This window comes from Streptomyces sp. CA-181903 (genome assembly GCF_050937075.1).
Taxonomy (GTDB): Bacteria; Actinomycetota; Actinomycetes; order Streptomycetales; family Streptomycetaceae; genus Streptomyces.
The window spans coordinates 3,018,936-3,045,135 of sequence record NZ_JBNJLY010000001.1; the positions used below are offsets into that span (position 1 = coordinate 3,018,936).

The 26,200-nt window shown below is 73.3% G+C and carries 21 protein-coding genes and 2 pseudogenes; 10 read left to right on the plus strand and 13 right to left on the minus strand.

The features are described 5' to 3' along the window. Nucleotides 1-4: 4 nt before the first annotated feature. A complete protein-coding gene (locus ACQEVS_RS13465) occupies nucleotides 5-685 on the minus strand; it encodes a response regulator transcription factor (RefSeq protein ID WP_185945613.1) in 681 nt (226 codons plus the stop codon). 468 nt (nucleotides 686-1,153) lie between these two features. On the opposite strand from ACQEVS_RS13465, the gene ACQEVS_RS13470 reads away from it, so the two are divergent. Next, nucleotides 1,154-2,686, plus strand: coding sequence for a peptide MFS transporter (locus tag ACQEVS_RS13470; protein ID WP_433019801.1), 1,533 nt, complete (start codon nucleotides 1,154-1,156; stop codon nucleotides 2,684-2,686). Nucleotides 2,687-3,191: 505 nt separating this feature from the next. On the opposite strand, the gene ACQEVS_RS13475 is transcribed toward ACQEVS_RS13470, so the two are convergent. Both ACQEVS_RS13475 and ACQEVS_RS13480 read right to left on the minus strand, forming a co-directional pair. Further along, on the minus strand, nucleotides 3,192-3,698 hold the full coding sequence (locus ACQEVS_RS13475) for an ATP-binding protein (protein ID WP_433019804.1): 507 nt from the start codon (nucleotides 3,696-3,698) through the stop codon (nucleotides 3,192-3,194). A 160-nt stretch (nucleotides 3,699-3,858) separates the two neighbouring features. After that, nucleotides 3,859-4,248: an STAS domain-containing protein gene (locus tag ACQEVS_RS13480; RefSeq protein ID WP_433019807.1), complete on the minus strand. Its 390-nt coding sequence runs from the start codon at nucleotides 4,246-4,248 to the stop codon at nucleotides 3,859-3,861. Nucleotides 4,249-4,613: 365 nt separating this feature from the next. Here ACQEVS_RS13480 and ACQEVS_RS13485 point away from each other — a divergent pair, with 365 nt between their 5' ends. Beyond that, nucleotides 4,614-5,420: an RNA polymerase sigma factor SigF gene (locus tag ACQEVS_RS13485; protein WP_433027529.1), complete on the plus strand. Its 807-nt coding sequence runs from the start codon at nucleotides 4,614-4,616 to the stop codon at nucleotides 5,418-5,420. Nucleotides 5,421-5,761: 341 nt separating this feature from the next. Next, the gene (locus ACQEVS_RS13490; RefSeq protein WP_433019810.1) at nucleotides 5,762-6,934 is read left to right on the plus strand and encodes an alpha/beta hydrolase family protein; all 1,173 of its coding nucleotides are present in this window, start codon (nucleotides 5,762-5,764) and stop codon (nucleotides 6,932-6,934) included. Nucleotides 6,935-7,141: 207 nt separating this feature from the next. Here ACQEVS_RS13490 and hutI read toward each other — a convergent pair whose 3' ends face one another. From hutI to hutU, 4 genes and pseudogenes are all read right to left on the minus strand, one after another. Continuing rightward, on the minus strand, nucleotides 7,142-8,320 hold the full coding sequence (gene hutI / locus ACQEVS_RS13495) for an imidazolonepropionase (protein ID WP_433019813.1): 1,179 nt from the start codon (nucleotides 8,318-8,320) through the stop codon (nucleotides 7,142-7,144). Between the two features lie 160 nt (nucleotides 8,321-8,480). Continuing rightward, nucleotides 8,481-9,826 (minus strand): annotated as a pseudogene (locus ACQEVS_RS13500) (formimidoylglutamate deiminase). Continuing rightward, nucleotides 9,817-11,004: an allantoate amidohydrolase gene (locus ACQEVS_RS13505; RefSeq protein WP_433019816.1), complete on the minus strand. Its 1,188-nt coding sequence runs from the start codon at nucleotides 11,002-11,004 to the stop codon at nucleotides 9,817-9,819. Before ACQEVS_RS13505 ends, ACQEVS_RS13500 begins: the two are co-directional and overlap by 10 nt. 131 nt (nucleotides 11,005-11,135) lie before the next feature. After that, nucleotides 11,136-12,797 carry a urocanate hydratase gene (gene hutU / locus ACQEVS_RS13510; protein ID WP_433019819.1) on the minus strand — a complete coding sequence of 554 codons (1,662 nt, stop codon included), beginning with the start codon at nucleotides 12,795-12,797 and terminating at the stop codon, nucleotides 11,136-11,138. 204 nt (nucleotides 12,798-13,001) lie between these two features. Here hutU and ACQEVS_RS13515 point away from each other — a divergent pair, with 204 nt between their 5' ends. Then, nucleotides 13,002-14,366 carry a diaminopimelate decarboxylase gene (locus ACQEVS_RS13515; protein ID WP_433019822.1) on the plus strand — a complete coding sequence of 455 codons (1,365 nt, stop codon included), beginning with the start codon at nucleotides 13,002-13,004 and terminating at the stop codon, nucleotides 14,364-14,366. On the opposite strand, the gene ACQEVS_RS13520 is transcribed toward ACQEVS_RS13515, so the two are convergent. Further along, a complete protein-coding gene (locus ACQEVS_RS13520; RefSeq protein ID WP_433019825.1) occupies nucleotides 14,350-14,955 on the minus strand; it encodes a hypothetical protein in 606 nt (201 codons plus the stop codon). The two genes, ACQEVS_RS13515 and ACQEVS_RS13520, sit on opposite strands and share 17 nt — an antisense overlap. A 305-nt stretch (nucleotides 14,956-15,260) precedes the next feature. Here ACQEVS_RS13520 and ACQEVS_RS13525 point away from each other — a divergent pair, with 305 nt between their 5' ends. Then, nucleotides 15,261-15,407, plus strand: coding sequence for a hypothetical protein (locus ACQEVS_RS13525; protein WP_433019828.1), 147 nt, complete (start codon nucleotides 15,261-15,263; stop codon nucleotides 15,405-15,407). Nucleotides 15,408-15,414: 7 nt separating this feature from the next. Here ACQEVS_RS13525 and ACQEVS_RS13530 read toward each other — a convergent pair whose 3' ends face one another. Next, nucleotides 15,415-16,266 carry a MurR/RpiR family transcriptional regulator gene (locus tag ACQEVS_RS13530; RefSeq protein ID WP_433019831.1) on the minus strand — a complete coding sequence of 284 codons (852 nt, stop codon included), beginning with the start codon at nucleotides 16,264-16,266 and terminating at the stop codon, nucleotides 15,415-15,417. 88 nt (nucleotides 16,267-16,354) lie between these two features. Then, on the minus strand, nucleotides 16,355-17,746 hold the full coding sequence (locus ACQEVS_RS13535) for an acyl-CoA synthetase (RefSeq protein WP_433019834.1): 1,392 nt from the start codon (nucleotides 17,744-17,746) through the stop codon (nucleotides 16,355-16,357). Nucleotides 17,747-17,847: 101 nt separating this feature from the next. Here ACQEVS_RS13535 and ACQEVS_RS13540 point away from each other — a divergent pair, with 101 nt between their 5' ends. Continuing rightward, entirely contained in the window at nucleotides 17,848-18,279 is a 432-nt protein-coding gene (locus tag ACQEVS_RS13540; RefSeq protein WP_433019837.1) for a hypothetical protein, read from the plus strand. A 729-nt stretch (nucleotides 18,280-19,008) separates the two neighbouring features. Here ACQEVS_RS13540 and ACQEVS_RS13545 read toward each other — a convergent pair. After that, nucleotides 19,009-20,394, minus strand: coding sequence for a cystathionine beta-synthase (locus tag ACQEVS_RS13545; RefSeq protein WP_433019840.1), 1,386 nt, complete (start codon nucleotides 20,392-20,394; stop codon nucleotides 19,009-19,011). A 183-nt stretch (nucleotides 20,395-20,577) separates the two neighbouring features. On the opposite strand from ACQEVS_RS13545, the gene ACQEVS_RS13550 reads away from it, so the two are divergent. From ACQEVS_RS13550 to ACQEVS_RS13560, 3 genes and pseudogenes are all read left to right on the plus strand, one after another. Then, nucleotides 20,578-21,714 carry an SGNH/GDSL hydrolase family protein gene (locus tag ACQEVS_RS13550; protein WP_433019843.1) on the plus strand — a complete coding sequence of 379 codons (1,137 nt, stop codon included), beginning with the start codon at nucleotides 20,578-20,580 and terminating at the stop codon, nucleotides 21,712-21,714. Nucleotides 21,715-21,907: 193 nt separating this feature from the next. Then, nucleotides 21,908-23,127, plus strand: a pseudogene (locus ACQEVS_RS13555) (acetyl-CoA C-acetyltransferase). Nucleotides 23,128-23,353: 226 nt separating this feature from the next. Further along, a complete protein-coding gene (locus tag ACQEVS_RS13560) occupies nucleotides 23,354-24,244 on the plus strand; it encodes a hypothetical protein (protein WP_433019846.1) in 891 nt (296 codons plus the stop codon). A gap of 62 nt (nucleotides 24,245-24,306) precedes the next feature. Here ACQEVS_RS13560 and ACQEVS_RS13565 read toward each other — a convergent pair whose 3' ends face one another. Then, a complete protein-coding gene (locus tag ACQEVS_RS13565) occupies nucleotides 24,307-24,636 on the minus strand; it encodes a hypothetical protein (RefSeq protein ID WP_433019849.1) in 330 nt (109 codons plus the stop codon). A gap of 98 nt (nucleotides 24,637-24,734) precedes the next feature. Between ACQEVS_RS13565 and ACQEVS_RS13570 the strand changes: the two genes are divergently transcribed. Then, nucleotides 24,735-24,965, plus strand: coding sequence for a DUF4287 domain-containing protein (locus ACQEVS_RS13570; RefSeq protein WP_433027532.1), 231 nt, complete (start codon nucleotides 24,735-24,737; stop codon nucleotides 24,963-24,965). Between the two features lie 139 nt (nucleotides 24,966-25,104). Here ACQEVS_RS13570 and ACQEVS_RS13575 read toward each other — a convergent pair whose 3' ends face one another. Further along, nucleotides 25,105-25,998 (minus strand): Bax inhibitor-1/YccA family membrane protein, encoded by an 894-nt coding sequence (locus tag ACQEVS_RS13575; protein ID WP_433019852.1) that lies wholly within the window; start codon nucleotides 25,996-25,998, stop codon nucleotides 25,105-25,107. Nucleotides 25,999-26,200 lie beyond the last annotated feature (202 nt).

Below are 26,200 nucleotides of genomic sequence, written 5' to 3' on the forward strand. Positions count from 1 at the left end.
GGGGCTAGTTCTTCTCGAACCGGAAGCCGACGCCGCGCACGGTGGCGATGTAGCGCGGGTTGGCCGCGTCGTCCCCGAGCTTCTTGCGCAGCCAGGAGATGTGCATGTCGAGGGTCTTGGTGGACGACCACCAGGTGGTGTCCCAGACCTCGCGCATCAGCTGGTCGCGGGTGACGACCCGGCCCGCGTCCCGGACCAGGACCCGGAGCAGGTCGAACTCCTTGGCCGTGAGCTGCAGTTCCTCGTCGCCCATCCAGGCGCGGTGCGACTCGACGTCGATCCGGACGCCGTGCGTCGCCGTCCCCTGCTGGGGGGAGTCGGCGGCGCCGCGCCGGAGCAGGGCCCGGACGCGGGCCAGCAGTTCGGCGAGGCGGAACGGCTTGGTGACGTAGTCGTCGGCACCGGCGTCCAGACCGACGACGGTGTCGACCTCGTCGGCCCGGGCGGTGAGGACCAGCACGGGGAAGCCGTGGCCCTCGGTGCGCAGCCGCCGGCAGACCTCCAGACCGTCCATTCCGGGCAGCCCGAGATCGAGGACGAGCAGGTCGACGTCTCCCTTGATCCCCGCGGCGAGCGCTGTGGGACCGTCTTCTCGTACCTCCACCTCATACCCCTCACGGCGCAGCGCGCGTGCGAGCGGCTCCGAGATGGACGCGTCATCCTCGGCGAGCAGTACTCGGGTCATGCACGTGATGGTAGTCCGCTCGGGCGCACGTCAGAGCGCAGTCCGGGCACCCGGGACCCGGCGAGCGCCGAAGTGGCGGACACATCGGAACCCCGATGAATGGTTCCACCATGCATTGTGATCCATGTCTCAACTCCTTCCATATGCGGGCGGGGTGTGACGTATGGTTACCAGAAGTCTGTACCAGCGTTGGAGACCTTCGGCTCGGCAGTAGCGCCGGAGGTCTCTTCCGTACGCGGGACTTATACGTCACTCTTATGTGAAACGTGAACGACCTGTCGGCCGGGTCCACCGCGCGAAGATGCGCGGGGGCGTGGATCCCGGAATCAAGGCCGCTCTGCCGGCTCCCCCGAGGGGGAGGCGAACCCCAAGGGCGTGGGGGCGAGCGATGCCGTGATCCGGTGCCGGCCAACCCCCACACGGGCGCGCAGCAGCTCCACGCGCGTCCTCGGAACCCAAGGATCGACCATGGCGTCCAGCCTGACGAAGGAGTCAACCGCGCGGGACAACACCCCCGTCGCCGGCGGCAAGACCCTCTTCGGCCACCCCCTCGGCCTGGCCCCCCTCTTCCTGACGGAGATGTGGGAGCGCTTTTCCTACTACGGAATGCGCGCCCTCCTCGTCCTCTACCTGATCTCCGGTGGCCCGGACGCCAAGTCCGGCAGCCAGGGCGGCGGTCTGGCCATGCCGGAGTCGACGTCGCTGGCCATCTACTCGGTGTACGTGGCCATGGTGTACCTGCTGGCCATGCCCGGCGGCTGGTTCGGCGACCGCGTCTGGGGTCCGCGCAAGACGGTGGCCATCGCGGCCAGCGTCATCATGTGCGGTCACCTGCTGCTCGCGCTGCCCGGCAAGCCGACCTTCTTCGCCGGTCTGGCGCTGGTGGCGATCGGTTCGGGTCTGCTGAAGTCCAACATCTCGACGATGGTCGGCCACCTCTACAACGGCCCCAAGGACCCGCGTCGCGACGGTGGCTTCACCCTCTTCTACATCGGCATCAACCTCGGTGGCCTCGGCGCGCCCCTGATCATCGGCACCGTCGGCCAGCAGGTCAGCTGGCACCTGGGCTTCACCCTCGCCGCGATCGGCATGGGCCTCGGCCTGGTGGCGTTCCTCATCGGCACCCGCTGGCTGGACCCGAAGAGCGCCGAGGTCCCGATGCCGCTGACGGCGGCCGAGCGGAACTCCTGGCTGCTCAAGGGCCTGGTCTGGCTGGTCATCGCCGCGATCTTCTACGGCGTCGTGGTCGGCACCGGTCACTTCACGATCAACTGGGCCCTCGTTCCGATCGCCCTCGTCGGCCTGATCGTCCCGATCTTCGTCCTGGCCCGCATCAAGCGGGACAAGGAGCTGACGTCGGAGGAGCAGACCAAGGTCAGCGGCTACATCTGGTTCTTCGTCGCCGCCGCCGTGTTCTGGGGCATCTTCGACCAGGCCGGCTCGACGATGTCGACCTTCGCCGAGAAGAAGACCACGGACAACGTCTTCGGCATCCACTTCCCGTCCACCTGGTTCCAGTCGATCAACTCCGCGTGGGTGCTGGTCCTCGCACCGATCTTCGCCGCGATGTGGGTGTCCATGGCGCGCCGCAAGCGCGAGCCCAGCTCCACGGTGAAGTTCTCCGCGGCGATGCTGCTGGCCGGTGCCTCCTTCGTGCTGTTCGCCATCCCCATGAAGATGGCCACGGGCGGTTCGACCGTCAGCCCCATGTGGCTGATCACCATCTACATGCTGCAGACCCTCGGTGAACTCTGCCTGTCCCCCGTGGGTCTGTCGCTGACCACCAAGATGGCGCCGAAGAAGTACGCCAGCCAGATGATGGGTGTCTGGTTCCTCGCGGTCACCGCGGGTGACTGCATCATGACCCTGATGGCGACGGCGGGCGTCGACCTCAACGGCTTCGGCGTGATCCTCGGCGAGGCCGGCGTCGCGGTCCTGGCGGGTGTGGCGGTCTGGACGTTCCGCAAGAAGATCGAGGCCCTCATGGGCGACGTGCGCTGACCCGCACGTGAGACGGCCCGTCGGCCGCCTCCCGCACAATGCCCCCGGCGCGATGACGCGCCGGGGGCATTCGTGTGCGCGGGGAGGGCGCGCGGGGCGGACGGGCGCGGGTGGGAGCTTCCGTGCGGGGCTGCGGGGGTGGTGGTGTCGTTCGGCGCATACATCGGCGCAGCGCCCGCTCAGCGCCTCTCCGGCGCCTCGCAGTGCCTCTCCGGCGCCTCGCAGTGCCTCTCCGGCGCCTCGCAGTGCCACTCAGCGCCTCTCTGCGCCTCTCAGAAGACCCTCGACGGTCCTCGCGGGCCTTCGGTGGCCCTCGGTGGCCCTCGGTGGCCCTCGGTGGCCCTCCGGCGATTCTCAGCGCCCTCCGGCCGCCTCGGCCGTCCGCAGCGGGCCCGGCGTCCCGCACACGGCCCCGGGCGCACCAAAACGGCCACTGGCGGAGCGCCGTGGCCGTACGGGGCGGGGTCGGGGCGTGCGGGAAAGGGCACGCCGTACGAGCGTACGTCTAGGAGGGGGCGGCCAGTTCCGCCCACACCGTCTTGCCGGCGCCGTCCGCGTTCCGGACGACACCCCAGTCCAGACACAGCCGCTGGACGATGAACATGCCGTGCCCGCCGGGGCGGCCCGCGCGGTGGGGGGTCCGGGGCACCGGCTCACCGTTGCCGAGGTCGGAGACCTCCAGCCGCAGCACCTTCGTCCCGCGGCTGACGAGCAGCTCGGCGGGGCCGCCCGCGTGCAGGCAGGCGTTGGTGACGAGCTCGGAGACGACCAGCAGGACGTCCTCGGCGGCGGCCCGGTGATCGGCGTTGGCCGCGGGCAGCCAGCCCCAGTCCCGGAGCGCCTGGCGGGTGAAGTCACGGGACAGGGGGACGGCGCCGCTGACCTCGACGAGGGACAGCCGGCGGGCCGGTCCGCCCGGTGGCCCCGCTTCGGCGGGCGCGGCCGCGGCTGAGCCGTGCGCCTCCGGGCCGGGGTCGCCCGGCGCCGGCGGGTACGGCCGGGTGGTGCTCATCAGCGCTTCACCTCACCGATTCACCGATTGAGAAAGAGACTCTGTCGTCACGTACACAGTCTTCGCGTACAAAGCGGTCAGCCTGCTCCTGCCCGGACGTACGCGGTGAACACCTACGACACCGTTCCGGTGGCCCGCACAACACACCGTTGTCCGCCCGTCACTCGGCGAGAGCCGCGTCGAGGCTGCTGTGCACCGCGAAGACCGCGCCGGCGCCCGTGATCTCGAACACCCGGGCCACCACCGGCCGCATCGCCGCGAGATGGACGGATCCGCCCGCGGCCTCGGCCTTCAGCCGGGCGCCGAGCAGCACGTTGAGCCCGGTGGAGTCGCAGAACTCCAGCCCGGAGCAGTCGACGACGATGCGCGCGCCGACCTCCTCGGCGCAGCTCTCCAGCGGTTCACGCAGGAGATCGGCCGTATGGTGATCGAGCTCACCCTCCGGCTTCACGACCGCGCTCGCGCCGTGCCGCCGGACCTCCACCCGTAGCCGGGTCCCGCTCACGACTCCGACACCTTTTCCCTGGTATCTCCGCATGCCATCGCGCATCCCTTCATGGTGTGCCCGTGCCCTGCCTGCCCGCTCAGGACAGCGGAAACCCTACGCGTTCCCTACGCCTGCGGAAAGTCGAACAACCGTCATTCACCGCCAAATACGGACATTCGGGACTTGCCAAGCATAGGTAAAGACCGATACGGCTAGAGGAAGACATCACCCACCACGGACGGCCCGGAGGCGCCGCAAACCGCAGCACGAGCTCATGGCACCGGCGGCCATATGCCGAGAACGATGGAGGAGACCATGTCACCCCGGCTCGACGAACCGCGTTCCCCCCTCTCCCCGGAGGCAATCCCCCTGCTCTCCGAGAACGAGGACACCGTCCCCCACGGGACGGCGGAGACCGCCTCGTCGACATTCCCGCCCCTTCCGGAGATCCCCCGTACAACGAGGTGGAACCGGTCGACGCGCGGGCCCTGTCCAAAACCCTCTTCGCCCGCCTCGAATCCCTCGAGGAAGGCACGCACGAGTACGCCTACGTGCGCAACACCCTGGTCGAACTCAACCTGGCCCTCGTCAGGTTCGCCGCCTCCCGGTTCCGCACCCGCAGCGAACCGATGGAGGACATCGTCCAGGTCGGCACCATCGGCCTCATCAAGGCCATCGACCGCTTCGAGCTCAGCCGCGGCGTCGAGTTCCCGACCTTCGCGATGCCGACGATCATCGGTGAGATCAAGCGCTTCTTCCGCGACACCAGCTGGTCCGTGCGCGTCCCGCGCCGGCTCCAGGAGCTCCGGCTCACCCTCGCCAAGGCCGGCGACGAACTCGCCCAGCGCCTCGACCGCTCCCCCACGGTCGCCGAACTCGCCCGGCACCTGGGCATTTCGGAGGAGGAGGTCGTCGAGGGCATGGGCGCCAGCAACGCGTACACCGCGAGCTCGCTGGACGCGCCCTCCGAGGACGACGACGGCGATGGGGGCACCCTCTCGGCCCGCATCGGCTACGAGGACCACGACCTCGAAGGCGTCGAGTACATCGAGTCGTTGAAGCCCCTGATCGCCGAGCTGCCGCCGCGCGACCGCACGATCCTGTCGCTGCGGTTCGTCGGGAACATGACCCAGTCGGAAATCGGCGAGGAGCTCGGCATCTCCCAGATGCACGTCTCCCGGCTGCTCTCCCGGACGCTCGTGCGGCTGCGGCGCGGGCTGCTGGCCGACGAGTAGCACGAAGGACGGACCGGCCGGCCGGTCCGTCGCCTCCGGGTGCACGGTGCGCCGCGCGGAACTCCCGCGCGGCGCACCGTCGTTTCCGGGTGCCTTCTGTTTCCGCTCGGCTGTGGCGGCGGACGCAACGGGGGTTCCGCGGGAAACGTGGGGGTGATGTGATGACGGTGATGATCCACACTCGATCCCTCGATCTCGGCCGCTTCGCCTGGGAGAAGAGACGCACGCAACGTTCCGGCGCTTCCGGCGGTTCCTACGCTCCTGGGGCTTCCGTCACGCCTTCCGCTTCGTTAGGACGCCGCTCGCTCCTCCGGGCCTCGGTCGGCGCGGTGGGCGCCGCCGTGGCCGGCGGAGCCGCGGGCACCCTGGGCCCGGCAGCGCGCGCCGCGACGCACGCGCCCCGCACACCGTCCACGGACCCCGTACCGCTCCCGGCCCCCTCCGGCCCCTGCCCGGTGGGCACCACCAGGCTGCACCTCGTGGACACCCGTCGTACGGACCCCTACGCGCCCACGCGGACGCCGCGGGAGCTCATGGTGCAGGTCTGGTACGCCGCGGACACCGGCTCCGCGCGGACGACCGCCCCCTACCTCACCGGCGGCCTCCTGCCTTTGGTGGAGCAGCGCTTCACCCTGCCGACGGGCTCGCTCTCGCGGGTGCGCACGCAGTCGCGCGCCGGCGCGCCCGTGAGCCGCGCGCTCCGGGACGCGCCCCTGATCCTCTACAGCCCCGGCCGCCGGGACCCGGCCGCGACGGGCACCGCGTTCGCCCAGGAACTGGCCTCCCAGGGCTGTGTGGTGGTGGGCGTCAGCCACACCTACGACGGGCCCGCCGAGTTCCCCGACGGCCGCGTCGTCCCCGGCGCCCCGCCGACGAGCGACCCCGAGCGGCTCCGGCGGTACTCCGACGTCCGGACGGCGGACCTGCGCTTCGTCCTGGACGTGCTGAGCGGCGAGCGAGGGCCGAGCCCGGCGCCCGCGGTCAGCGCCGCCGTGGACTTCGACCGGGTCGGCGCGTTCGGGCACTCGCTGGGCGGCTCCGCCTCCGCCGAGGCGCTGCGCACGGACGCCCGGTTCTCGGCCGGCGCCGCGCTCGACGGCCGGCTGTGGACGGACGCCGTCCACACCGGGCTGACGCAGCCGTTCATGTCATTCACGGCGGCCGCTAAGGACGCGTCGGGCTCGTCGGACGCGCCCCGGGACGCGTTCACGGCGGCCCACCGAGCGTGGGGCCGCACGGTACACCTGCCGGGCACCGGGCACTACGGCTTCACCGACCTCGCGCCGCTGGGCGTCGGCCTGCAACTGGCGGACTCCTGGCCGCCGGAGCGGTTCCGGCGGTTCTTCGGCACCCTGGACGGCCGCCGGGCGCAGGCGGTGACGAGCCGGTACGTGGCGGCCTTCTTCGGGCTCCACCTGCGCGGCCGCCCCGCGCCGGAGCTGGACGCACCGGGGGCGGACCTGCCGGACCTGCCGGAGGTGCGGGTCGCTCGGCGGCGGGAGGCGAAGGGCTGAGCGGTGGGGCGGGTTGAGCCGTCGGCCGTACGGATCGTGAGCCGTCCGGTTGGCGCGCTGTCGGGCTGTCGGGCTGCGAACCGTGGGTCGCGAACCGCGGGACGACGCGTCGGTCGGCGAACCGTCGGTCGGGGAGCCCTCGGTCGGCGGCCCACCCCCGGCTCGGTGCGGGAGCGGGCCGCCGGTCTGAGGTGCCGGCCGTCCGGGTCAGACCTCGCGTACGCCCCGGCGCCAGACCGCGGAGACCAGCGGGACGCCCGGCCGGTACGCGAGGTGGACGTGGCTCGGCGCGTCCAGCAGGACGAGGTCGGCGCGGGCGCCGGGGGTGACGCGGCCGATGTCGGTGCGGCGCAGGGCCGCGGCGCCGCCCGCGGTGGCGGCCCAGACGGCCTCGTCGGGGGTCATCCCCATGTCGCGGACGGCCAGGGCGACGCAGAACGGCACCGAACTGGTGAAGGACGAGCCGGGGTTGCAGTCCGTGGAGAGCGCGACGGTGACGCCCGCGTCGAGGAGCCGGCGCGCGTCCGGCCAAGGGGCGCGCGTGGAGAACTCCGCGCCGGGCAGCAGGGTGGCGACCGTGTCGCCGGAGGCCAGGGCGTCGACGTCCGCGTCGGTGAGGTGGGTGCAGTGGTCGGCGGAGGCGGCGCCCAGCTCGACCGCGAGCCGGACGCCGGGGCCGTGGCCCAGCTGGTTGGCGTGGACGCGGGCGTGCAGCCCCTTGGCGATCCCCGCCTCCAGGACCGTACGGGCCTGGTCGCCGTCGAACGCGCCGCGCTCGCAGAAGACGTCGACCCAACGGGCGTGCGGGGCGCAGGCGTCGAGCATCTCGCCGGTGACGAGCGCGACGTAGCCGTCCGGGTCGTCGGCGAACTCGGGGGCGACGACGTGGGCGCCGAGGTAGGTGACCTCGTCGGTGTGGGCGGCGGCGATCCGCAGGGCGCGGGCCTCGTCGTGGACGCTGAGGCCGTAGCCGGACTTGGTCTCCAGGGTGGTGGTGCCCTGGCGGAGGGCCTCGTCGAGGTGGCGCCGGAGGTTGGCCTCCAGCTCGGCGTCGGTCGCGGCGCGGGTGGCGGCGACGGTCGTGCGGATGCCGCCGGCGCTGTAGCTCCGGCCGGACATCCGGGCGTTGAACTCCTCGGTCCGGTCACCGGCGAAGACCAGGTGGGAGTGGGAGTCCACGAAGCCCGGGAGGACCGCCCGGCCCCCGGCGTCGACGGCGTTGTCAGTGGCGGGTGCTTTGCTTGTCGGACCGACCCAGGCGATGCGGTCGCCGTCGATGACGACCGCCGCGTCCTGGATCACGCCGAGGGGGCCTGTACCGGGGAGGGAGGGATCGTTGGTGACGAGGCTGCCGATGTTGGTGATCGCCGTGGTGATGGGAGCCATGGGGGTGAGGACGTCCTTCGGGTTCGGGCGCTTCGGGCTCGGCCGCTTCTTGCCGGGGGCTGGATGGGGGGCTTGCCGGGGGTCCGTTCGGGGGTTCGGGCGGGGGTTCGCGAAGCGGTCGGGCCCGGCGGGTCCGCGGGCCCGGGCGGGCCCGACCGCTTCAAGAACGCAGGGCCGCGATGGAGTCGGCCAGGGCGCCCGCCACGTTCTCCACGAGCAGGTGGGCACCGTCCCGTACGACGTGCCGTCCGCCGACGACGGTGTGCCGTACGTCCGCGTTGCTCGCCGCGAATACGGCCGTCTCGGCGCCCAGCCGGGGGTGCGGTCCGGCCGTGCGGACGGAGTCCAGTGCGACGGTCGTGAGGTCGGCGAGGGCGCCGGGCTCGATGCGGCCGGCGTCGGGCCAGCCGAGGGCGGTGTGGCCGTCGGCGGTGGCGGCGCGCAGCAGGGCGGCGGCCGTCCAGTGGCCTCGGGTGCGGGTGCGCAGGCGCTCGTCGAGTTCCATCGCGCGGGCCTCTTCGAGGAGGTCGATGACGGCGTGGCTGTCGCTGCCCAGGGAGAGCGGGGAGCCGGCCCGCTGGAGGGCGGCGGCGGGGCCGATGCCGTCGGCGAGGTCGCGTTCGGTGGTGGGGCACATGCAGGTGCCGGTGCCGGATCCGCCGAGCAGGGCGATGTCCTCGTCGGTGAGGTGTGTGGCGTGCACGGCCGTGGTGCGCGGGCCGAGGACGCCGTTGTCGGCGAGGAGCCGGGTGGGCGTGACGCCGTGGGCGGCGCGGCAGGCGTCGTTCTCGGCGGTCTGCTCGGACAGGTGCACGTGCAGGGGGCCTCGCGGTCGGCGGCCCAGGCGGCGACGGTGGCCAACTGCTCGGCGGGCACGGCGCGCACGGAGTGCACGGCCGCCCCGATCCGGGCGTGCCCGCACCCCTTGAGGGCGTCGGCGCGTTCGGCCCAGGCGTCGGCCGTGCCGTCGGAGAAGCGGAGCTGGTGCCGGTTGGGCGGTTCGCCGAAGCCGGCGGAGAGGTAGGCGGTGTCGAGGAGGGTGATGCGGATGCCGGCTTCGGCGGCGGCGGCGAGCAGCGCCTCGCCCATGGCGTTGGGGTCGTCGTAGCGGGAGCCGCCGGGCGCGTGGTGGAGGTAGTGGAACTCGCCGACGCAGGTGACGCCGGCGAGGGCCATCTCGGCGTAGGTGGCGCGGGCGAGCGCGAAATAGCGATCGGGGGTGAGCTTGTCGGAGACGCCGTACATGGTGTCGCGCCAGGTCCAGAAGGTGCCGGAGCCGATCTGGACGGCGCCCCGCAGGGCCCGGTGGAAGGCGTGGCTGTGGGCGTTGGCCAGGCCCGGGAGGGTGAGCCCGCGCAGGGTCACCGCCCCGGGCGGGGGTGCCGTCACCTCGGTGCGCACGGCCGTGATCCGGCCGTCGGCCGGGTCGGCGTCGATGGCCACGCCGGGTTCGACGTGGGTGCCGAGCCAGGCGTGTTCCGCCCAGTAGGTGGTGGTCACCGGCACGCGAGGCCCTCCAGTACGTCGGTCAGTGCGGTCACCCCGGCCAGGCAGTCGTCCTCGGTGGCCGTCTCGGCCGGCGAGTGCGAGACGCCAGTGGGGTTGCGTACGAACAGCATGGCGGTGGGGACGGCGGCGGAGAGGATCCCGGCGTCGTGTCCGGCGCCCGTGGGGAGCACGGGGACGCCGCCGAGCAGCCCGGCGAGCTCGTCGCGCAGGCCGTGGGCGAACTCCACGACGGGGGTGAACGACTCGCGGGTGACGCGGACGTCCACGCCGTCCCGCAGGCCGCGTTCGACGGCGGCCTGCTCGATGGCGGCGACGACCTCGGCCAAGGTGGCCTCGTCGGCCGCCCGCGAGTCGAGCCAGCCGCGGACGAGGGACGCGATGGCGTTGACGCCGTTGGGTTCTACGGCGACCTTGCCGAAGGTGGCGAGGGCGCCGGCGAGGCGCGCCTTCTTGCGGGCGGCCAGGACGGTGTTGGCGTAGGTGAGCATCGGATCCCTGCGGTCCTCGATGCGCGTGGTGCCCGCGTGGTTGGCCTCGCCGTGGAAGTCGAACCGCCAGCGGCCGTGCGGCCAGATCGCGGAGGCGACGCCGACGGGATGCGGCGTCTCGGCGAGCGCGCGGCCCTGCTCCACGTGCAGCTCGACGAACGCGCCGATGCGGGCGAGGCGTTCGGGGTCCGGGCCGATGGCCTCCGGGTCGTACCCGGCCCGTTCCATCGCCTGCGGCAGGCCGACGCCGTCGGCGCCGCGCAGCGCGTGCGCGGCCTCGGGGGTCAGAGTGCCGGCGGCGAGCCGGGAGCCGACGCAGGCGACGCCGAACCGGGCGCCCTCCTCGTCGCCGAAGTTGACGACGGCGAGGGGGCGGGTGGGCGCGGCGCCGCGCGCGCGGAGCCCGTCGAGGGCGGCGAAGGACGAGACGACGCCGAGGGGGCCGTCGAAGGCGCCGCCGTCGGGGACGGAGTCGAGGTGGGAGCCGGTGACGACGGCGTCGCCCGCGGTGGGGTCGCCGAGCCAGGCCCACTGGTTGCCGTTGCGGTCGACCTCGTAGGTGAGGCCGCGGGTCTCCGCCTGGGCCTTGAACCACTCACGGCAGTCGGTGTCGGCGCCGGTCCAGGCGTGGCGGCGGTAGCCGCCGCTTTCGGGGTTCCGGCCGATGGGGGCGAGGTCGCGCCACATCTCGTGGAAGCTCGCGCCTGCGGCGGGCTGCTCCCCTGTCCCGCCCCTTCCCGAAACCGGGGGCGATCCCCCGGGCCCCCGAACCGCGCTCCGCGCGGTGTCCTCAAACTCCCCCAGACGGGCTGAATGGCTCACGCGTCACCCTCGCGCATCGGCACCCGAACGCCCCGGTCCTCGGCCACCGACTCCGCGATGTCGTACCCGGCGTCGACATGCCGGATCACACCCATCCCCGGGTCGTTCGTCAGCACCCGGCGGATCTTCTCGCCGGCCAGCGGCGTGCCGTCGGCGACCGTCACCTGGCCCGCGTGGAGGGAGCGGCCCATGCCGACGCCGCCGCCGTGGTGGAGGGAGACCCAGGAGGCGCCGGAAGCCACGTTGACCATGGCGTTGAGCAGCGGCCAGTCGGCGATGGCGTCGGAGCCGTCGAGCATGGCCTCCGTCTCGCGGTAGGGCGAGGCGACAGAGCCGCAGTCGAGGTGGTCGCGGCCGATGACGACGGGGGCGGACAGCTCGCCGCTCGCCACCATGTCGTTGAAGCGCTCGCCGGCCCGGTCGCGTTCGCCGTAGCCGAGCCAGCAGATGCGGGCGGGCAGCCCCTGGTAGTGGACGCGCTCCCCGGCCATCTTGATCCAGCGGGCCAGGGACTCGTTCTCGGGGAAGAGGTCGAAGATCGCCTTGTCGGTGCGGGCGATGTCGGCGGGGTCGCCGGAGAGGGCGGCCCAGCGGAAGGGGCCCTTGCCCTCGCAGAACAGCGGCCGGATGTAGGCGGGGACGAAGCCGGGGAAGGCGAACGCCCGGTCGTACCCGGCGAGCCGGGCCTCGCCGCGGATGGAGTTGCCGTAGTCGAAGACCTCGGCGCCGGCGTCCTGGAAGCCGACCATGGCCTCGACGTGCTTCGCCATGGACTCGCGGGCCCGCGTGGTGAAGCCGGCCGGGTCCTTGGCGGCGGCGTCGGCCATGTCCTCGAAGGCGATGCCGGTCGGCAGGTAGGCGAGCGGGTCGTGGGCGGAGGTCTGGTCGGTGACGATGTCGATGGGCGCGCCCATCGCGAGCAGCTCCGGGACGAGTTCGGCCGCGTTGCCGAGGACGCCGATGGACAGCGGACGGCGGGCGTCGCGGGCCTCGACGGCCAGCCGGAGCGCGTGGTCGACGGAGTCGGCCTTCACGTCGAGGTAGCGGTGTTCGATGCGGCGGTCGATGGCGCGCGGGTCACAGTCGACGCAGATCGCGACGCCGTCGTTCATGGTGACGGCGAGCGGCTGGGCGCCGCCCATGCCGCCGAGGCCGGCGGTGAGGGTGATCGTCCCGGCGAGGGTGCCCTGGAACTTCTTGGCGGCGACGGCGGCGAAGGTCTCGTAGGTGCCCTGGAGGATGCCCTGGGTACCGATGTAGATCCACGAACCGGCGGTCATCTGGCCGTACATGGTGAGGCCGAGGGCCTCCAGACGGCGGAACTCCTCCCAGTTCGCCCAGTCGCCGACCAGGTTGGAGTTGGCGATCAGGACGCGCGGCGCCCACTCGTGCGTCTGCATCACACCGACCGGGCGGCCGGACTGGACGAGCATGGTCTCGTCCTGCTTGAGCGTCCGCAGCGTGCGGACCATGGCGTCGAAGGAGCGCCAGTCGCGGGCGGCCTTGCCGGTGCCGCCGTAGACGACGAGCTTGTCGGGGTGCTCGGCGACCTCGGGGTCGAGGTTGTTCTGGAGCATGCGCAGGGCGGCCTCCTGCTGCCAGCCCAGGGCGCTGAGCTCGGTGCCTCGCGGCGCTCGCACGGGTCGCGGTCCTGACATGGGCCCTGCCTCCCTGACTCCCGGCCTCGTCGGACGCCGGCCGTGGGTGAGAAGAACGGTGAGAAGAAAGTCGAGTGGAACGTGCGGAGAACGTGCTGAATAGAACTTCTGCACATACTGGGCCGGTGAATACGTCTAGTCAACAGGTGGTGTGGCCCCCTTCGCGCCGTGGCGCGGCACCGGGTCCGGTGGTGAAGTAGGAGGGTGGGCCTGAAGGGGAACGGTCGGTCGGAGCCCGGCCCGGCGGAGCGGCGGGACGCCGCCGTCCGGGCGGCGGTGGCGCGGGGGCTGGTGGACGAGGGGCGCCCGGTGGCCGGGCTGCTGGACGTGGCCGGGATACGGGCGTCGGCGGCGGGCCTGCGCGCGGCGTTCGACGAGGTCCGCACCGGCGGCGGGCGGGGTGTGCTGCACGCCTTCGCGGTCAAGGCCGCCTCCCTGGTGCCGGTGCTGCGGCTGCTCGCCGACGAGGGGCTGGGCTGCGAGGCGGCCAGCCCCGGCGAACTGGCCCTGGCCCGCGCCGCCGGCGTGCCGCCCGGCCGCATCGTCCTCGACTCCCCCGCCAAGACGCCCGCCGAGCTGCGCGAGGCGCTGGCGCTCGGCGTCGCAGTCAACGTCGACAGCCGGGCCGAACTCGCCCGTCTCGACGCATTGGTGGCGGCCGGCGGGCCCCCCGCCGCCCCGCTGGGCGTCCGGGTCAACCCGCAGGTCGGCGGCGGCAGCATCGGTGCGATGAGCACCGCCACGGAGAGCTCGAAGTTCGGTGTGGCGCTCCGCGACCCGGGTGCCCGCGCCTGGCTGCTGCGGGCGTACGCGGACCGCCCCTGGCTGACCCGGCTGCACGGTCACGTCGGCTCGCAGGGCTGCCCGCCGGAGCTGCTCGCGGAGGGCGCGCGGATCGTCTACGAACTGGCCGAGGAGATCAACGGGCTCGCCGGGCGGCAGCAGGTCGACACTCTGGACATCGGCGGCGGCCTCCCCGTCAACTTCGCCTCCGACGAGGAGACCCCGAGCCACCGGGATTACGCCCGGCTGCTCGCCGCGACCGTGCCCGGACTCCTCGACGGGCGGTACGGGCTGGTCACCGAGTTCGGCCGGTCGCTGACGGCCAAGCACGGGCTGGTGCTGGCCCGCGTGGAGTACGCCAAGTCGGCGGGGGGCCGCCGGATCGCCGTGACGCACGCGGGCGCCCAGGTCGCCACGCGAACGGTGTTCGCGCCGGACGCCTGGCCGCTGCGGGTGGCCGCGTACGACGCCCAAGGGTTGCCGAAGACGGGTACGCCGGTGGCCCAGGACGTCGCCGGCCCGTGCTGCTTCGCGGGCGACCTGGTGGCCGTGGACCGGGCGCTGCCGCCGCTGGAGGCCGGCGACCACGTCGCCCTGCTCGACACCGGCGCGTACTACTTCTCCACGCCCTTCGGCTACAACGCGCTGCCGCGGCCGGGGGTGTACGGGTGGACGGGCACGGCGGACGGGGTGCGGTTCGCGCCGGTTCGCGCGGCGCAGACCCTCGACGAGCTCATCGCCGAGAGCGGCGGCGCGCACGCCGGAGCGCTCAGCGGGCTGCGCTGACCGCCGCCCGGCCGACAGGCCGCCGGGGACGGCGGGCGCCGCCCGGGGCGGCGTCGCCCGCCGCGAGGCCGGTGGTCAGATAGCCGTGGACCTGCCTGCCGGCCGGGCTGCCCTTCGCCCACTCCGTGCGCACCCACAGCAGCGCCTCCGTCCTGCGCTCCAGCCCGCCCAGCCACTGGGCCTTCGCCCACAGGCCCGCGCCGACGCCCGCCATCGCCAGGCCGGCGGTGCCGGGGGCCGCGAGGGAGGAGGCCACGGCGGCCGGGAACGCGAGCGCGAGCCACCAGCGGCGGGCTTGCCGCCAGGTGCGGGCGGTGACGGCGCGGTCCTGGAGGAACACCGCCTTCCCCGCCCGCGAGGCGGCGCGCGCCAGGTGCGCGTAGCGCTTGCGGCGGGCCGTGAACGCGGTGGCGGCCGTCGCCAGGAACAGGGCCGCTCCGGCGAGCAGGCCGATGCGGCGGCCGGTCAGGCCCGGGAGGGCGGCGCCGATCCCCGCCGCCAGCAGGCCGAGCCACCACAGGGGGGCGGCCGGAGCCCGCACGATCACCGCTACGCGTGCCAGTGAGCGGCTTCCGCTTCCGCGGCCCATGTCGAACCTCCTCACATCGGCTGGATTCAGGGCGGAGGGTAGCGGGCGAATCTGAGGAGAAGCTGAGGATGGTGGGGCGGGGGCGCCTGCGGCGGGCGGTGCCCCGGTCCCTCCCCTTCGCCGATTCCTGGGGCTGCGCCCCAGACCCCCTTTTCGCGGCACCCCACATGACCGAACGATGACAACGGCGTCATACCCCGGTATCACCTGCCACTGAGCGCCCACGTATGACGTGAACACACTCCCGCCCCCGCTACCGTCAAAGCAGCGCACGGGGGCGGACCAACGAGTGGAGGAACCCGGAAATGCCGATCGACAAGCGGGGATTGAGGCGACGCGCAGCGGTCGCGGCGGTGGCGCTGGTGCTGACGGGGCTGATGAGTCTGCTGGGTTCCGCGACGGAGGCGAGCGCGTACCCGCATCAGAAGGCGGCTAGCACGCAGGACCACTGACGTCGCGTCACTCCGTGAAAAGCCCCCGCGCCACCGCCTTGACATCGAACTCCTCCAGCCGCGCCTGCGCGTCGGGCAGCGCGTCGCACATCGCCTCCAGGAGCACCCGCCCCAGCAGCATCGGCGCGCAGGCCGTGTCGAAGACCAGGCCGGTGCCGACGGCGGCGGGCAGCAGAAGGTCGCTGTGGCGGGCCACGGGGGCGAAGGTGGAGTCGGCGACGGTGACGACGGTGAGGCCCGTGCTCCGCGCGTACTCCAGCGCCTCGACGACCTCGCGCGGGTGGCGCGGGAGCGCGAAGCACAGCAGGACGCTCGCCCCGGCCCGTACCGCCGCGTCGAGGCGGTCGACGAGGAGGCTGCCGCCCTCGTCGAGCAGCCGGACGTCGGGGTGGACCTTGCGGGCGAAGTAGGTGAAGCCGGCGGCCTGGGCGCCTGCGGCGCGCAGGCCGAGCACCGGCAGCGGCCGGGACGCCGCGAGCAGCCGCCCCGCGCGGGCGACGGGCTCGGGGTCGGCGAGCAGCGACGCGAGGTGCCGCAGGTTGTCGATCTCGGCGTGGACCGCCTGCTGGTACGCGTTCTCCGTGGCCGGCGCCGTCTCCGGCGCCGCCGGGACCGCCTCCCGGAGGTGGCGGCGGAGCGCCGGATAGCCGTCGAAGCCGAGGGCCACGGCGAAGCGGGTCACGGACGGCTGGCTGACCCCGGCGAGTTCGGCCAGTTCGACGCTGGAGAGGAAGGGCGCGTCGGCGGCCCGGCGCACCATGCAATGGGCGATCCGGCGCTGCGTGGGCGTCAGCCGGTGCCCCTCGAAGAGCTTCTGCAGCCGTGCGGTGGCCTCCGGTGCCGCGCCGGTCTCCGTCATCCGCTCTTCCTCTCCCCGTCACCCCGGGTCATTCATCCGAACCGGGCTCTGCATGGAATTATGCAGGCGGCGGACGGGTCCGCCGCCCCTACAGCCCTTCCAGCAGCTTCTTCTGCGGCTTGCCCATGGCGTTGCGCGGCAACGCCTCCAGGAACCGGACCCTGCGCGGCCTCTTGTGCACGGACAACCGCCCGGCCACGAAGTCGATCAGCGCCTGCTCCGTCACGCCCTCCGCCACCACATACGCGACGATCTCCTGGCCGAGGTCGTCGTGCGGCAGCCCGACGACGGCCGCCTCCGCCACCGCCGGATGGTCGAGCAGCGCGTTCTCCACCTCCCCTGCACCGATCCGGTAACCCCCGGACTTGATCAGGTCGATGGAGGCGCGGCCGACGATGCGGTGGGTGCCGTCGGGGTCCAGCGCGGCGATGTCGCCGGTACGGAACCAGCCGTCGGCGGTGTGCGCGCGGGCCGTGTCCTCGGGGCGGCCGAGGTAACCGGAGAAGAGGGTGGGCCCGGACACCTCCAGTTCGCCGATGCCGCCGCCGTCCTCGACGGCCGCGAGCCGGGTGCGCGTCCCCGGCAGCGGTACGCCGACGCGCCCCGGCACCCGCTCTCCGTCCGCCCGCGCCGCGACGGTGATCAGCGTCTCCGTCATGCCGTACCGCTCGACGGGCCGCTGTCCGGTCAGCGCCTCCAGTTCCCGGAAGACCGGCGCGGGCAGCGCGGCGCTGCCGGAGACCAGCAGCCGCGCCCCGGCCAGCCGCCGGGCCGCGGCGGGCTCGCGGACGACGCGGGACCACACCGTCGGCACGCCGAAGTACAGGCTGCCGCCCGCCGCCGCGTACGCCTCGGGGGTCGGCCGCCCGGTGTGGACCAGCCGGCAGCCGGTGCGCAGCGCGCCCAGCACACCGAGGACGAGCCCGTGCACGTGGAACAGCGGCAGCCCGTGCACCAGGGTGTCCTCCGCCGTCCACTGCCAGACGTCGGCGAGCCCGTCGAGGCAGGCGGTGATCGCGTCGTGCGGTATCAGCACGCCCTTGGGGGCGCCGGTGGTGCCGGAGGTGTAGAGGATCAGCGCCGGACGGTCCGGGTCCGCCGTCCGCACCGGGCGGTCGGCCCGTTCCCGGACGTCCACGGGGACGGCCGCGACGCCGTCGTCGCCGTCCTCCGCCTCCCCGCCGAGGACGAGTGCGGCGCCGGAGTCGCGCAGGATGTGCCGCCGTTCGACGGGCCCGGCGTCCGGCGGCAGCGGCACCACCGGCACCCCGGCGAGCAGCCCGCCGACGACCGCGACGGCCGTCTCGGCCGTCGCCGTCGCGCGGACGGCGACGCACTCCGCGCCGGCGATCCGGTGTGCCACGGCCCCCGCGGCACCGAGCAGGTCCTCGCGGGAGAGGGTGCGGCCGGCGAAGGAGAGGGCGTCCGGCCGGTCGGCGGTGTCGCCGTCGGTGAGGGACGACAGGAGGGCGGCTGTCACGGGCTGCTCCTTCCACGGAGCCGCCTCGGGGGCGGCCCCACTGCGGATACTGGTGCTGCCCCCACCGACGGGGGCCACGGGCCGACCGTACCGTTGTCGCCATGACCGGCCACGACCCTGACCTGAAGCCCGACCTCAAGAAGGACCTCGACGCGTCCCTCCAGGCCCGCAAGGAGCTGGGCGCCGACTACGAGGCGGAGCTCGTCGACTCGTTCCTGGAGAAGGTGGAGGACAAGCTCGACGGCGCGGTGGCGCGGCGGCTGCGCCGCCAGGCCGCCGAGCAGCAGATGACGGCCGCGCGCGGCGGACGACCCGACGCCGGCGGCGAGTTCGGGAGCTTCGGCGAGCGGTTCGGCTTCGCGACGGTGACGCTGGTGCTGGCGATCCCGCTGTCCGCGATCGGCGTGGGCAGCGCCGGGCTGGCCGGTCTGCTGGTGACCTGGGCCGGGATCGTGGGGGTCAACGCGGTGCACGTGCTGCGCGGGTTCCCGTGGCAGCGGAACCAGGGCCGCGACGTCTCGGAGTGGGACTGACGGGCCGTCCGCCGGGGGGGGTGGGTGGCTGCGGGGCCCCGGGTGGCTCAGGGGCCCCGGGTGACGCGGGGTCCGGGTGGCACCGGGGCCCGGATGACGCGGGGCCCGGGTGACACCGGGAACGGACCGCACGGCGAACGGACGGCACGGGGAACGGACTCCGCGCGGGACGAATCGAGCGAGGGCCGGACCCCGCGGGAAACGGACTGCGCGGGGGCCGCCGCACCCCGGGCCGAGCCCGGGGCCGGGACGGCGGCGGTCCCCCGCGGGGACGCGGCCCGGGCCGTAGGGCGCCGGCCACCGCGTCCGGACGGCCGTGGAGTCCGGGAGCCGCTCCGGAAGTCCCGCCGTCGCACCGATGTGCCGCCCGGGACGCTTCCGCCCCGCGGCACGCCTCCAGTGTGGCGGGGCCGTGTTAAGTCCGTGCTGCCGTCGCGTGACACATACGTTCCTTTTACGGGACGGGCGCGGGCGTTGACGCCCTCCGAACGGCCCTGAGCGCACCACGACCGACCCGCGAACGACCGGCGAACGACTTCGGAGCCACCCCGGAGCGTCCCCCGGCCCCGCGAGGACGCGCACCGCACGCGCACCGCACGGCCGTCGGACGGACCCGAGCCGCCCCCGGGCGGGCGGGCCGCCCCGCATGCCCCCGACGACGGAGCCCGCCGGTCCGGCTCCCGCCGGCCCGACGGGCCCCACCGGCCGTCAGACGGCCCGCACTCCGAGCTACTTGCTGCCCTCCGCCAGGAACGCCAGCAGGTCCTGACGGCTCACCACACCGGTCGGCTTGCCGTCGACCAGCACGATCGCCGCGTCCGCCGCGCCCAGGACGGCCATCAGGTCGCCGACCGGCTCGCCGGAGCCGACCTGCGGCAGCGGCGCGCTCATGTGCTTCTCCAGCGGGTCGGAGAGCGACGCGCGCTGGGTGAACAGGGCGTCCAGCAGCTCCCGTTCCACGACCGAGCCGATGACCTCGGCGGCCATCACGTCCGGGTGGCCGGCGCCCGGCTTGACGATCGGCATCTGCGAGACGCCGTACTCGCGCAGCACCTCGATCGCCTCGCCGACCGTCTCCTCGGGGTGCATGTGCACCAGCGAGGGCAGGCCGCCGTCCTTGCGCCGCAGCACGTGGCCGACGCGGGCGGCGTCGCCCGGCTCCTCCAGGAAGCCGTAGTCCGCCATCCACTCGTCGTTGAAGATCTTGCTGAGGTAGCCGCGGCCGCTGTCCGGCAGCAGGACGACCACCACGTCGTCCTCCGTCAGCCGCTCGGCCAGGCGCAGCGCGCTGACGACGGCCATGCCGCAGGAGCCGCCGACGAGCAGGCCCTCCTCGCGGGCGAGGCGGCGGGTCATCTGGAAGGCGTCCTTGTCGGAGACCGCGATGATCTCGTCGGTCACCGTGCCGTCGTAGGCGGTCGGCCAGAAGTCCTCGCCGACGCCCTCGATCAGGTACGGGCGGCCGGAGCCGCCGCTGTAGACGGAGCCCTCGGGGTCCGAGCCGACGATCTTGACCTTGCCGCCGCTGACCTCCTTCAGGTACCGGCCGGTGCCGCTGATCGTGCCGCCGGTGCCGACGCCCGCGACGAAGTGCGTGATCTTGCCCTCGGTCTGCTCCCACACCTCGGGACCGGTGGAGTGGTAGTGCGACAGCGGGTTGTTCTTGTTGCTGTACTGGTCGGGCTTCCAGGCGTTGGGGATCTCACGGACCAGCCGGTCGGACACGTTGTAGTACGAGTCCGGGTGCTCCGGGTCGACGGCGGTGGGGCAGACGACGACCTCGGCACCGTAGGCCCGCAGCACGTTGATCTTGTCCTGGGACACCTTGTCCGGGCAGACGAAGACGCACTTGTAGCCCTTCTGCTGGGCCACCATCGCGAGGCCCACACCCGTGTTGCCCGACGTCGGCTCGACGATGGTGCCGCCCGGCTTCAGGTCACCGGACTTCTCCGCGGCCTCGATCATCCGCACGGCGATGCGGTCCTTCACCGATCCGCCGGGGTTGAAGTACTCGACCTTGGCCAGCACGGTCGCCTTGATGCCCTCGGTCACGCTGTTGAGCCTCACGAGCGGGGTGTTCCCGATGAGCTCGATCATCGAATCGTGATACTGCACGGTGGTCTCCGCGGTCGGGGGCACTAGCGGTTCGTCGCGTGCCCGTACAACCAGCCTATTCGGACGATTCGAGGGCCGAGTGCACCAGTGACGCGTTGCACTGACCGGTGCTCGGGGCACGTAGCCATCAACACGGTCGAGCAAGGGTGCACAGCGCTCGTGGAGCGGGAGGAGACCCGCCTTATGTCCATGTCGAGGGCGAGGGCAGCGCGACGGATCGCGGCGGCGGCGGCGTACGGAGGCGGCGGCATCGGGCTGCTGGGCGGGGCGGCCCTGGGGCTGCTGGTGACGGAGGTGGCGCTGGCCCGGCGGGTGGTCGGCGGCAACCACGACACCCCGCCGCAGGCGGACGGCCGCTACGGATCGGCGTTCGTCCACCGGGCCGGGAACGAACCCCTGGTCCTCGGCATGCTGGGCGACTCCACGGCCGCGGGCAAGGGCGTCCACCGGCCCCGGCAGACGCCCGGCGCCCTGCTGGCCACCGGGCTGGCGGCGGTCGCCGAACGGCCGGTGGACCTGCGCAACGTGGCGCTCTCCGGCGCCCAGTCCTGCGACCTGGAACGGCAGGTCACCCTGCTGCTGTCCGGCCACGACCGAGCACCCGACGTCTGCGTGATCATGATCGGCGCCAACGACGTCACCCACCGGGTGCCGGCCGCCCGCTCGGTCCGGCTGCTGTCGGAGGCCGTGCGCAGGCTCCGCGAGGCGGACTGCGAGGTCGTGGTCGGCACCTGCCCCGACCTCGGCACGATCGAACCGGTGTATCAGCCGCTGCGCTGGCTGGCCCGGCGGCTGAGCCGCCAGCTCGCGGCGGCACAGACGATAGGGGTGCTGGAGGCGGGCGGGCGCTCGGTCTCGCTGGGCGACCTGCTCGGCCCCGAGTTCGAGTCCAACCCCCGCGAGCTGTTCGGACCCGACAACTACCACCCCTCGGCGGAGGGCTACGCGACCGCCGCCATGGCCGTCCTGCCCACGCTCTGCGCCGCGCTCGGCCTGTGGCCGGAGGACGAGGAGCGGCCGGACGCCGCCCGCCGCGAGGGCATCCTGCCGGTGGCCCGGGCCGCGGCCCAGGCGGCGGCCGAGGGCGGCACGGAGGTCACGGCCGCCCGCGGCCGCTGGGCCCTCCTCAAGCACCGCCGCCGCCGGCAGCTTCCGCCCCCGGAGGGGCCGGAGGGACCGGGGACGGGCCGGAGCGGCACCATGTGTGGCACCGGGTGGGGAGGTAGCCCCGGACCCTCCCTTTCACCGTTTCTTGCGGGGCAGGCCCCCGCACCCCCGCAGCGCCCTGCGGGCGCTGTCCTCAAGTGCCGGACGGGCTGAATTCAGCCCGTCCGGCGCTTGAGGACGAGCGGCGCAGCCGCGACAACCGTCGCGGAGCGACAATGGACGCACACCCCGCCGTCGAACACCGGCCCGACGGCCATGAGTCACATCACAGCCGCGGCCTCGTGACCTTGACCTTACGTGCGGGTAACTTCACCGGAGTCCTGCCGTCGCGTCGACTGGAGCCGTGATGCCCGAAGCCGTGATCGTCTCAGCTGCTCGTTCCCCCATCGGCCGGGCCTTCAAGGGCTCGCTGAAGGAGCTGCGGCCGGACGACCTGACCGCCACGATCATCCAGGCCGCCCTCGACAAGGTCCCCGGCCTGGACCCGCGCGAGATCGACGACCTGATGCTCGGCTGCGGCCTGCCCGGGGGCGAGCAGGGCCACAACCTCGCCCGGATCGTCGCCGTGCAGATGGGCATGGACCACCTGCCCGCCACCACGGTCACCCGCTACTGCGCCTCGTCCCTCCAGACGTCGCGGATGGCCTTCCATGCCATCAAGGCGGGCGAGGGCGACGTCTTCCTCTCGGCGGGCGTCGAGATGGTGTCCCGGTCCGTCAACGGCACGTCGGACGGCATGCCCGGCACCCACAACCCGCTGTTCGCCGACGCCGAGGCGCGCACCGCGGCCCGCGCCGAGCAGGGCGGCGAGGGCTGGCACGACCCGCGCGAGGACGGTCTCGTCCCGGACGCCTACATCGCCATGGGGCAGACGGCCGAGAACCTCGCCCGCCTCAAGGGCATCACCCGCGAGGAGATGGACGAGTTCGGCGTCCGCTCGCAGAACCTCGCCGAGCAGGCCCTCGCCAACGGCTTCTGGGAGCGCGAGATCACCCCGGTGACCACCCCGGACGGGACGGTCGTCGCGAAGGACGACGGCCCGCGCGCGGGCGTCACCATGGAGGGCGTCAGCGGCCTCAAGCCGTCGTTCCGCCCGGACGGCCTGGTCACGGCCGGCAACTGCTGTCCGCTGAACGACGGCGCCGCCGCCCTGGTGATCATGTCCGACACCAAGGCGCGCGAGCTGGGCCTCACCCCGCTCGCCCGGATCGTCTCCACCGGCGTCTCCGCCCTCTCCCCGAGATCATGGGCTACGGCCCGGTCGAGGCGAGCCGCCAAGCGCTGAAGCGGGCCGGCATGACCATCGGCGACATCGACCTCGTCGAGATCAACGAGGCGTTCGCCGCGCAGGTCATCCCGTCCTACCGCGACCTGGGCGTCGACATCGACAAGCTCAACGTCAACGGCGGCGCCATCGCGGTCGGCCACCCGTTCGGCATGACGGGCGCGCGCATCACCGGCACGCTCATCAACTCGCTGCGGTTCCACGACAAGCAGTTCGCGCTGGAGACGATGTGCGTGGGCGGCGGTCAGGGCATGGCCATGGTGATCGAGCGGCTGAGCTGATCCTCAAGGGGAGCCCCTGCCCGTCTCCCCGTTCGTGACCCAATCTCCCCCAGGATGTGACCAACGTCCCGGGGGAGATTCGTTTCCGCTGGTCAGCTATGTTGAAGTCACCACCCCCGGGCCCTAAGTCCCGCCGGTTTCATGACGTTTTGCACTGGGGACCGGGAAAGCCGCGCGCGAAGCTGAGATAGGAATTCGGGGACCGACAGCAACCGGGAGTACGTCAGTGAGCGCCATGTCCCTTGCCCTGCTGCTGGCCGCCGCCACTGCCACCGCCGCGGGCACCGCCGCCCTGTGGACGACCCGCGGGCTGCGCCGGCAGATCCACGCACTCCGCGCCGACCTGGCCGAGGCCGGGGCCCGGCACACGGCGACCACGACGGACCGGGCGCACCCGGGCGGCACGACCGGCACGACGGCCGCGGCGGTCCCGGCCGCCCGGACGGCACCCGCCGAGGAGCCCGGCGTCGTCCTCTCCGACATACGGGCTGCCGTCGCCGACGCGCTCGCGGAGGAGCGCGAGCGGGAGCTCGCCGAGGCCCGGGCGTTCTGGGCCGCGCAGGAGGCCCTCGACCTGGGGGGCGCGTCCGACGCGCCGTCCCTGCTGTCGGGCCTGCCGGGCGCCGTCGACGAGGTGCCCGCCCCCGAACTGCTGTACGGCGACGTTCCGCAGGGCCCGTTCCCGTACCTGCCCCGGCAGACCGACGCCGCCGCGGCGGACGAGGCGGAGTCCCCGGAACTGGCCGCGGCCCGCCGCCGGCACCCGTCGCACCCCGACTTCTCGCCCGCCGACCTCTCGTCCGCCGGCGCCCCGGTCGGCGACCACGAGCGCACGGTCGAGCGGCTGTCCGAACTGGCCGAGGCCGGCGTGCCGCTGGCGGACGTCCGCCCCGGCCCGCTCGGCACCCTCGACGTCTACGTCTTCGCCGACGGCACCACCGTCTGCATGACGCCCGGCCACCGGGAGACCGCGGAGAGCCTGGCGCACGCGCTGCGCACCGGCGAGGCGCCGGTGCTGCTCGGCGGCTCCGGGGTGGCGGGCGCCTACGCCCTCACCTTCGGCTGCGCGACGGGCAACGTCTACGTCCTCGCGGACCGGGTCATCGCTTCCCTCTGACCCCGCGTTTCGCTCCGCCCCCCGCTTCCCCCTGGCCCGCGTTTCGCTCCGCCCCCGCGGCCTCACTGCAGCCCGCACCGCCGCGCCGCCCCCGCCACCAGCTCCACCGCCTCGGCGACCGCGCCCTCCGGCGCGCCGCCGGCGCCCAGCGCCTCGGCCAAGTCGTGGCCGGCGACGGCGACCTGGTCCGCGACGGCGAACATCCCGGCGTCCGGCATCTCGCGCGGCGCGGTCTCCCCGGGCTCCTCCATCCGCTGGGCCCGGGCCGCCAGCTCGCGGGCGAGGGCCAGCGCCTCGGCGGCGGCCCCCCGGCTCAGCCGGGACTGGGGCAGGGCGCGCAGGCGGTCGGCGAAGGTGTCCACGGCGGTCAGCAGAGGCGTCACATCATCCACGCCCCGAGACTATGCGGCGGCCACCGACTGTTGCCAATGACTGAACACTCGGGCACGGTGACATGAAGGACCATCATCCGACGCGTCCGGAGGCGCCGATGTCCTACGTCATCTCCGACGAAACCCACCGGAACCTGCTCTCCCGAATCCCCCACTGCACCGGCCGAGAAATCGCCGACTGGCTGCGCACGGTCGACGAAGGCCCATCCCTGTCCCGGTTCGAGGAGAAGGTGAGCTGGCTGCGCGGAGAGCACGGCCTCGCCTACGGCCACGCCAAGGCGATCGTGCACGAGTACGACCTCCGACGGGCCGCGCGCAGGCTCCTGTAGCCCTGGAGCCGCGGGCGGCCGGTCCGCACCCCGCACGACGACCCCGTACAGCAGACGATCCCGTACAGACGGGCAGGGCCCGGGAAGACCGTGTGGACGGTCTTCCCGGGCCCTGCTTCGTCTCGCGTCCCCCGGGGGACTAGTCGTCGCTCATCACCAGGGCGATGACGCGCAGCAGCTCGGTGTAGATCCACACGAGCGACAGCGTCAGGCCGAACGCGGCCAGCCACGACTCCTCGCGGGGGGCGCCGTACTGGACGCCGTCCTCGACCTGCTTGAAGTCGAGCGCCAGGAACGCGGCACCGATCAGCACGCCGACGACGCCGACGAGGATGCCCACCGGGCCGGTGCGGAAGCCGAGGCCGTTGCCGCCGCCGAACACGGCGAACAGCATGTTGACGACGCCCAGCAGCAGGAAGCCGATCGCGGCACCGGCCACGAAGCGGACGAACCTGCGGTTCACGTTGATGATCCGGGCCCGGTACGCGAAGAGGACACCGGCGAACACCGCCACCGTGCCCAGCACCGCCTGCATCGGGGCGCCCTTGGCGACCTCGTTGTACGCCTGGCTGATGACGCCGAGGAAGAGGCCCTCGAACGCCGCGTAGGCCAGGATCAGCGCCGGGGACGGCTTGGCCTTGAACGACTGGACCAGGCCCAGCACCATCGCGATCACCGCGGCGCCGAAGCCGAGGCCGACGGGCAGCTTGAGCGCCCACGCCGCGCCGGCCGCGACGATGACCAGGCCCAGCGTGATGGCGGTACGGCTGACGACGTCGTCCATCGTCATGGCGCCCGGGCGGGCCGGCGCCTGCGGCATCCCCTGCTGGAGATCGGGGGCGCCCTGCGCGTACGGGTTGCCGGGCTGGCCGTACGGGTTGCCCGCGTACGGGTCGGCCGGCTGCGCGTACGGGCTGTTCGCGTAGGGGTTCCCCTGCGTCGCGGACCCGGACGGCGGTGCCGCGTTGAAGTTCGCGTAGCCGCCTCCGGGAGTGAACCCCCGTCGCGAGAAGACCGGGTTCCTGCTCCTCATTTCACTCCTCCATGGCCACCCTGCGCGGCCTTGCCGTCAAGGGTAATAGGTAGGCAAAGGAATGGCTCTCGTGCTGTGGGACGATCTTTTGCCGTACACCTCTCCTACCAGAGAACGCGATACACAAACGACGGGTTCCGCGCGGACGGCCGAAAGCCGGGCGGCCCGTCCGAAGACGGCCCGCCCGGCCCGTTCACCCCGC

What these genes read in the sequence shown, in the direction of transcription:
- ACQEVS_RS13465 (WP_185945613.1), bottom strand. Translation starts at nt 685, where the DNA reads ATGACCCGAGTACTGCTCGCCGAGGATGACGCGTCCATCTCGGAGCCG.
- ACQEVS_RS13470 (WP_433019801.1), top strand. Translation starts at nt 1,154, where the DNA reads ATGGCGTCCAGCCTGACGAAGGAGTCAACCGCGCGGGACAACACCCCC.
- ACQEVS_RS13475 (WP_433019804.1), bottom strand. Translation starts at nt 3,698, where the DNA reads ATGAGCACCACCCGGCCGTACCCGCCGGCGCCGGGCGACCCCGGCCCG.
- ACQEVS_RS13480 (WP_433019807.1), bottom strand. Translation starts at nt 4,248, where the DNA reads ATGCGCGATGGCATGCGGAGATACCAGGGAAAAGGTGTCGGAGTCGTG.
- hutI (WP_433019813.1), bottom strand. Translation starts at nt 8,320, where the DNA reads ATGGCTCCCATCACCACGGCGATCACCAACATCGGCAGCCTCGTCACC.
- ACQEVS_RS13505 (WP_433019816.1), bottom strand. Translation starts at nt 11,004, where the DNA reads ATGTGGCGCGACCTCGCCCCCATCGGCCGGAACCCCGAAAGCGGCGGC.
- hutU (WP_433019819.1), bottom strand. Translation starts at nt 12,797, where the DNA reads ATGTCAGGACCGCGACCCGTGCGAGCGCCGCGAGGCACCGAGCTCAGC.
- ACQEVS_RS13520 (WP_433019825.1), bottom strand. Translation starts at nt 14,955, where the DNA reads ATGGGCCGCGGAAGCGGAAGCCGCTCACTGGCACGCGTAGCGGTGATC.
- ACQEVS_RS13525 (WP_433019828.1), top strand. Translation starts at nt 15,261, where the DNA reads ATGCCGATCGACAAGCGGGGATTGAGGCGACGCGCAGCGGTCGCGGCG.
- ACQEVS_RS13530 (WP_433019831.1), bottom strand. Translation starts at nt 16,266, where the DNA reads ATGACGGAGACCGGCGCGGCACCGGAGGCCACCGCACGGCTGCAGAAG.
- ACQEVS_RS13540 (WP_433019837.1), top strand. Translation starts at nt 17,848, where the DNA reads ATGACCGGCCACGACCCTGACCTGAAGCCCGACCTCAAGAAGGACCTC.
- ACQEVS_RS13550 (WP_433019843.1), top strand. Translation starts at nt 20,578, where the DNA reads ATGTCCATGTCGAGGGCGAGGGCAGCGCGACGGATCGCGGCGGCGGCG.
- ACQEVS_RS13570 (WP_433027532.1), top strand. Translation starts at nt 24,735, where the DNA reads ATGTCCTACGTCATCTCCGACGAAACCCACCGGAACCTGCTCTCCCGA.
- ACQEVS_RS13575 (WP_433019852.1), bottom strand. Translation starts at nt 25,998, where the DNA reads ATGAGGAGCAGGAACCCGGTCTTCTCGCGACGGGGGTTCACTCCCGGA.